Source organism: Streptomyces sp. NPDC005070, assembly GCF_053600395.1.
In genome coordinates, this window is the sequence record NZ_JBSFZS010000251.1 from 1 (window position 1) to 5,610 (window position 5,610).

Here is a 5,610-nt window from a genome sequence, read left to right on the forward strand (position 1 = left end):
ACACGATGTACAGACCGGCCCAGAACGGGCGATCGCCCCTCCAGCTACGGAAGTTCCGCCGGAACACCTGAACTGGAGGATGCGCAGCGCCAGCGGGTCGTCTTCCCGCAGGCGGGCAAGGGCGACGTTCCATGCAGCGGCCACGGATAGTTCGTAGTGCTGCGGAGGAGTCACAGAAAGGAGCTCTGAGTACCGCTCCTCGAAGAGCTCAAGATACTCCCCGACCGGCATGGCGGTTTCGAGCAGCCAGGCGGACGCCTGCTCCAAGGCGAGCGGCAGGTCGCCGAGAGCGTCGGCCAACATGTCGGCGTCACGGGGGCCGATCCGGTCGTTGCGCCGCAGCAGCAGCTCCACGCTCTCCTGCCGTGAGAAGACGTCCAACTCCAACGTGTTGGCGACGTGCACCCATTGAGTGTTGCGAGAGGTGACCAGAACACGTCCGGGGCCTGCGAGCGGCAAGAACGGCCATACCGCCTCGACGTTTTCGGCGTTGTCGAAGACCAGCAGCCAGCGTTGCCACAGGTCCCCGGTCCTCAGGGCCTCCAGTAACGCGGGTACCGCCGACTGTATCGCGTCGCCGGAGCCGAGCGGGATGCCCAGCCGGTGGACGATCTCCTGTACCGCGGCCACGATCTGCGTGGGGTGTTCGGCCGGGATCCAGCAGATCACGTCGTGGGCGTGACTGTGCCGGTAGATGTACTCGAAGGCGAGTTGCGACTTGCCCACAGCACCCATGCCGATCAAAGCGTCGATGGATGCCATGGGCCCATCGCTTTTCAACCTGGCCTCCAGGAAAGCGAGTTCAGAAACGCGGCCTGTGAAGTACCGGTTTCGCGGGGGCACTCCGTACCAGACGGTCGAAGGACGCCGTGCGCCGGCCGAGGGCGTTGTGAGAGTGGACGTTTCGACGGCGAGTTCTCGTGGCACCCGAGCTTCCGCTACCGATACCTCCATGACCGGTCCGCCGCGCTGCGCCACATCCGGATGGCCCACCGAGCTGATGCTGCTCGGCGGGCGCCGTTTCGCAGGGACGCGGGGCGGGCCGGACAGAGCCCGAATCACAGTCTGCGAGAGCTGCAGGTAGGGGGTATTGCCCTCGATGTGTGCGGGGAGCGCCGCATCCTCGCCGCGAAACACCCGGAGTTGATATGCCAGTGTTTCGAGCTGGGCCTGGTCGGTGACGATCGCGTGGGCCCGCTCCACAGTTCGATAGGTGTCCGCTCGGCTTCCGAAACCGAGCAGGTGCTCGCGGACGCCGGGCGCGAAGGCGAAGTCGAGCCCTGAGTTCTCCGCCGCGTTGCCCGGCGCCGCACGCAGCAGGCCTGAGGCAAGCAGCTCCCCGAGATCTCCCGGGCCGAAGCCCGGCTGCAGGAGAGGAATGAGCTCGTGGAGGATGGTCTCGGAGAGCGGAAGCGAGGCGAGTTTGACGGCCGCCGAGAACGCTGTCGGTGAGATTTGGGCGCGGGCGCGACGGACGAACCGCTCGTCGCTCGGATCGGATACCGATGCTGGCGCGGCAAGGTGGTGGAGGCTGTCGAGGGATTCGGGGGCGAGCATCACTGGCAGGGTGAACGGCCGCTGGGTACGCCGTCCGGCAACGAGCCGCGCCCAGGGGTTCAGGAAGCGTGGGTCAAGGCGTAGGACGGGGACCAGCGGCTCCAGCAGGTCCTCCTCGTCGTCGAGGCCGTCGTCGTACAAGTCGTCGCTGTGCTCGTCGAGTTGGAGAAGGCCGGTGTTGCCGGGTGTGGAGGCGGCCCGGTGCAGTGGTACCGGGCGTGCCGGGATGCCGGTCAGCTGCCAAGCCCGGTCGGGCAACAGGTTCACTACCGCGGTCGTGTGGACGCGGGCTACGTCGCGCACTAAGGCTGCGGCCGAGCCCTCTCGCCAGGCCCGGCCGATGCCGTCGGTCAGGACCAGGACGAGGCTGGCGCCGCCTGGAGCACCGAGTGCGCGAGGTGAGACCTCGTGGGCCCGGTTGCGCAGGGTGAGTGGTTCGTCGATGACGGAGGTGTCGAGTGTCAGAGTGCGCACGGAGGCGAAGGCGTCGATGCGCGCCAGCAGTTCGGTGAACTCCGCACAGGTTCTGCGCCACAGCCGCATCGTGGGGCTGGTGTCGACGATGAGCGTGGCCTCGCTCCACGGGCGGCTGCGGGCAGGCCGGAATACCGGCAGCCAGAAGTCGTTCTCGGCGGCCTGCCGGGCGGTGGCGTCCTCGTCGAACAGCCGGTGGCGACTCTGGTCGCTGGGCGTACGAAGGGGCCGCAGCGCGCGTGCCAGAGCCAAGGGGCCGGCGAGCGCGGGCCGGCCGATGGAGCGGGTCTCCGAAGGCGAGGCGGACACCGGTGCCCCGTCGGCGGAGTGCGCGGAGGGACGGGGTCGGCCGACCTCTGCGACGCGCTCGGGGACGGCTTCGGGCGCAGGTTGTGGCGTGGAGGGCAGGGCGTCGGCCTCGGTGTCCGGCAGGCCCGTGTCGGGAACCGGCCGGGGACCCGGAGGTGTGTTTGGTTCCGTGTCGCTGCTCGGGTCGGGGGATCCGTCCGCGGGGTGCGAGGTGGTGCCGAGCGGGCGATCGAGTGCGCCGCCTCGCTGGCGGACGATGCTCGTCAGCCACATCGCCTCGGCGATCTCCGTCGCCGTCAGATTGCCGGAAGGCTCGCCTTGTTGCTCGGTCACACCCCGCCTCCCACCGTGCTCGAACTCGCTCCTGCCCGTCCACGCGGATCGTCGTAGAACACGGTGAACGCCGGCTCTGTCAGTAGTCCGAGAGGCGCCGCCATACGGCGGCCATCAGCTCGTCCCATCGTGGACCTTGCGGCGGGTGTCCTCCTGCGGTCATGAGATGGACGGCGTTCAGCAGTTGGTCGGCGGCAAGCCCGCCCGATGCAGCGCTCTGCTGGTGGAAGTGCACGATCAGGTCACGTGCTCTGTCGGCGACCTCGGGGGAGAAGTGCGCAGCCACCATTGCCGCCAGCTCGTGTGTGTCGGGCTGCGGGATGTCTAGCCGCACGCAGCGGCGCAGGAAGGCCGGGGGGAACTCACGCTCTCCGTTGCTGGTGATCACGACGATGGGAAAGGCCCGGCAGCGCACCCGGCCGCTGTCGACCGGGGCTCTGCTCTCCGGGTCGTGTGTGCGGACTTCGGCGACCCGTGTGCCGGTGACGGACCGCACCAGTTCGGGTACTTCGAACGTGCCCTCCTCCAGCACGCTCAGCAGATCGTTGGGCAGGTCGATGTCGCTCTTGTCCAGTTCGTCGACGAGCAGGACGCGGGGCCGTTCGTAGGGCAGCAGGGCAGTTCCGAGAGGGCCGAGGCTGAGGAAGTCGCCGACGGAGGGCGGGTCTTGTGCGACGGGAGAGTCGGGCGTCTCGCCGGGAGCGCCGATCGTGGCCCGCCAGGTAGCCGTGGCCTGCACCCTCCCGATGGCGTCGTAGGTGTAGAGGCCGTCCTGGAGTGTGGTCCGGCTGGTGACCGGCCAGTACAGGACACGTCCCAGACCGAGTTCGTGGGCGATGCGGTAGGGCAGGGTGGACTTGCCCGAGCCGGGTCTGCCGGTCACGAGAAGCGGCCGGCGCAGGTATAGGGCGGCGTTGATGATGGAGAGCTGCTTCTCGTCGGTTCGGGCGGTGGGCGTGTGTGTGCCCAGCCGCCGCCGCGTCTCCGACCGGTCCTCGAACGGCGGGGGCAGCACGGGACCGCCGTCGAAGTCACGCCACGGCGGAGGCGGCGGCAGGGCGTCGATCCCGTCGGGGCGGGGCGCCCCGGTGCCCCGGTAGATTCCCCACCCCTGATCTGACGGGTCGGCGGTCTGGCGGCCGAAGACATCGGCAGTCACGTGCTACCCCCTTCCTTCACCGGCCGGGCCGTGGCCGGACGGTCCTGCGACACATCGGTCGTGTGGGTTTCATCTTGGCGAAGAATCGCGCGGTGATCGGCGGAACTGCAGCTTTCGGTAGTCGACTTCAATCGGCCTGCCGTCTTTCGAACCGTGGACGGTGCGGCCCCGAAACCGCGTCCAGGACCGTGTCCCGCACCCGGTGGAAGGCCGCCGACTCCGGTGTGGCCGGGGTGGTGATCAGGCGCCGTGCGCTCTCAGCGGGCAGGCTGTCCCAGCCGCGGACGTCGACGACTCCGAGATCCCGGTCGAGGTGGCGCACCGCGTCTTCGAAGAGCCGCACCGTGTCGGCCCGGGTCGCCGAGGACAGCAGCAACTTGCGTACTCCGTCGGGGAAGTCGAAGGTGACCTGGTCATACCGGCGTATGGACTCCCGGCCCACGACCGGAACCAGCAACCCGGCGACGAAGAGCTCCGAGAGCAGGTGCGGAGCAGATCCGGGGATCAGCCGGGATTGCACACGATGCATCACGGCGAGGTTCAGAGGTACCGCGGCCAGGGCCCTGGCCAGGCGACGTGCCCACTGCGTGCCGGCGTTGTCGAAGTCCTCCACCAGGTCGGCGGCCGATGCCGGGGCGTTGTGCGGTGCGGTGGGATCCGCTTCGTCCATGTCGTCCGCGTCCCGGGGCACCAGTACGGCGGGCAGGTACGTCCAGCCGTTCGCGCCTCCGGTCAGGAAGTGGGCCCACTGCTTGAGATGATCCTCTTGGAGAGCCAGGACGGGCACCGGGAAGACTCCCGGGCGAGCTCCTTCCCAGTGGGTCAGCCGAGAAGGGGCGCCGTCGGCGCCTGTGGGCAGCAGCGTCAGCGGTTCGGGGCGCACGCCCGTGCTCGGCCACAGCGTGTCGTCCACGAGGTGGATCACTGCGAGGGAATGGTCTTGGCCAAGGACATGGAGATGCCGGTCCAGGGCGCCGCGGTGCCAGGCGGAGGCGATGCCGTCGGTCAGGACCAGCAGCGGGCCGGGCCGCACGTGTTCGGGCGGGACAGCGTTGGGCTGCGGTCCGCGGGTGTCGAACTCGATCGCGCGTTCCTGGCGGCACAGGCCGTGCTGGTTGAGCATCTCCACCAGGCCTTGCACGATGTGATGCCAGACCTCCATGGACAGCGCATTGTCGACGGCGACGGTCATTTCCCAGCGTCCCCTCGCCCCCGGGCCGTAGTGACGTTCCTCGGCCAGGAACGCCTCGTCGTCGGACCAGTCCGCGGGCGGGCTCTCCAGGAGGGTGTCGAGCGCCCGCAGGACCTGCCGTTCTCTGAGCAGGCCTGCGCCGGGTGTGCTGCGGCGCGGTTCTGGCGAACGCTCCAGAGCGCGGGCCATCACCCAAGACCGGTGGGGCCCGTCCCTGTCATCGCGCGGTACGTTCACAGCCCGCTCCACACCGGCTGGCGGTTGGGATCGTCCCAGAGCAGCACGAGTCTTTCGCCGGTCCGGGAGTGGCGGCGCAGGTCGAGCAGCCGGGACGGCAGGTCTGCCAGACGGCCGGGGGAGAGCAATTCCTCGGCTGCGTCGCGGAAGTCCGGCCGTGAACAGTCCTCGATGTCCCAGAGCAGGAACGGGATGCCGTGGCTGAGGGCGGTGCGCACCTCGCGTTCGCCCTGCCCGTCGCCGGCGCGCGGTGGCTGGCTGAGCACGCAGCCCACCAGCCGAGGAGATCCCCGCCTGGCACGAGATCCTCAACACCGACACCGGGCGGTACGGCGGCGGCGACGTCACC

At 69.2% G+C, this 5,610-nt stretch carries 4 protein-coding genes; all 4 read right to left on the reverse strand.

The features are described 5' to 3' along the window. Positions 1-2,673 (reverse strand): SAV_2336 N-terminal domain-related protein (locus ACWEBX_RS36930; RefSeq protein WP_451889116.1); only part of this gene is annotated, 2,673 nt, incomplete at its 3' end. A 79-nt stretch (positions 2,674-2,752) separates the two neighbouring features. Then, complete coding sequence (locus ACWEBX_RS36935; RefSeq protein WP_451889117.1) at positions 2,753-3,832, reverse strand: AAA family ATPase; 1,080 nt, start codon at positions 3,830-3,832, stop codon at positions 2,753-2,755. 127 nt (positions 3,833-3,959) lie between these two features. Then, positions 3,960-5,261 carry an SAV_2336 N-terminal domain-related protein gene (locus ACWEBX_RS36940; protein ID WP_451889118.1) on the reverse strand — a complete coding sequence of 434 codons (1,302 nt, stop codon included), beginning with the start codon at positions 5,259-5,261 and terminating at the stop codon, positions 3,960-3,962. Next, positions 5,258-5,536, reverse strand: a complete 279-nt coding sequence (locus tag ACWEBX_RS36945; protein WP_451889119.1) for a VMAP-C domain-containing protein — start codon at positions 5,534-5,536, stop codon at positions 5,258-5,260. The genes ACWEBX_RS36940 and ACWEBX_RS36945 overlap by 4 nt, the downstream gene beginning before the upstream one ends. Positions 5,537-5,610 lie beyond the last annotated feature (74 nt).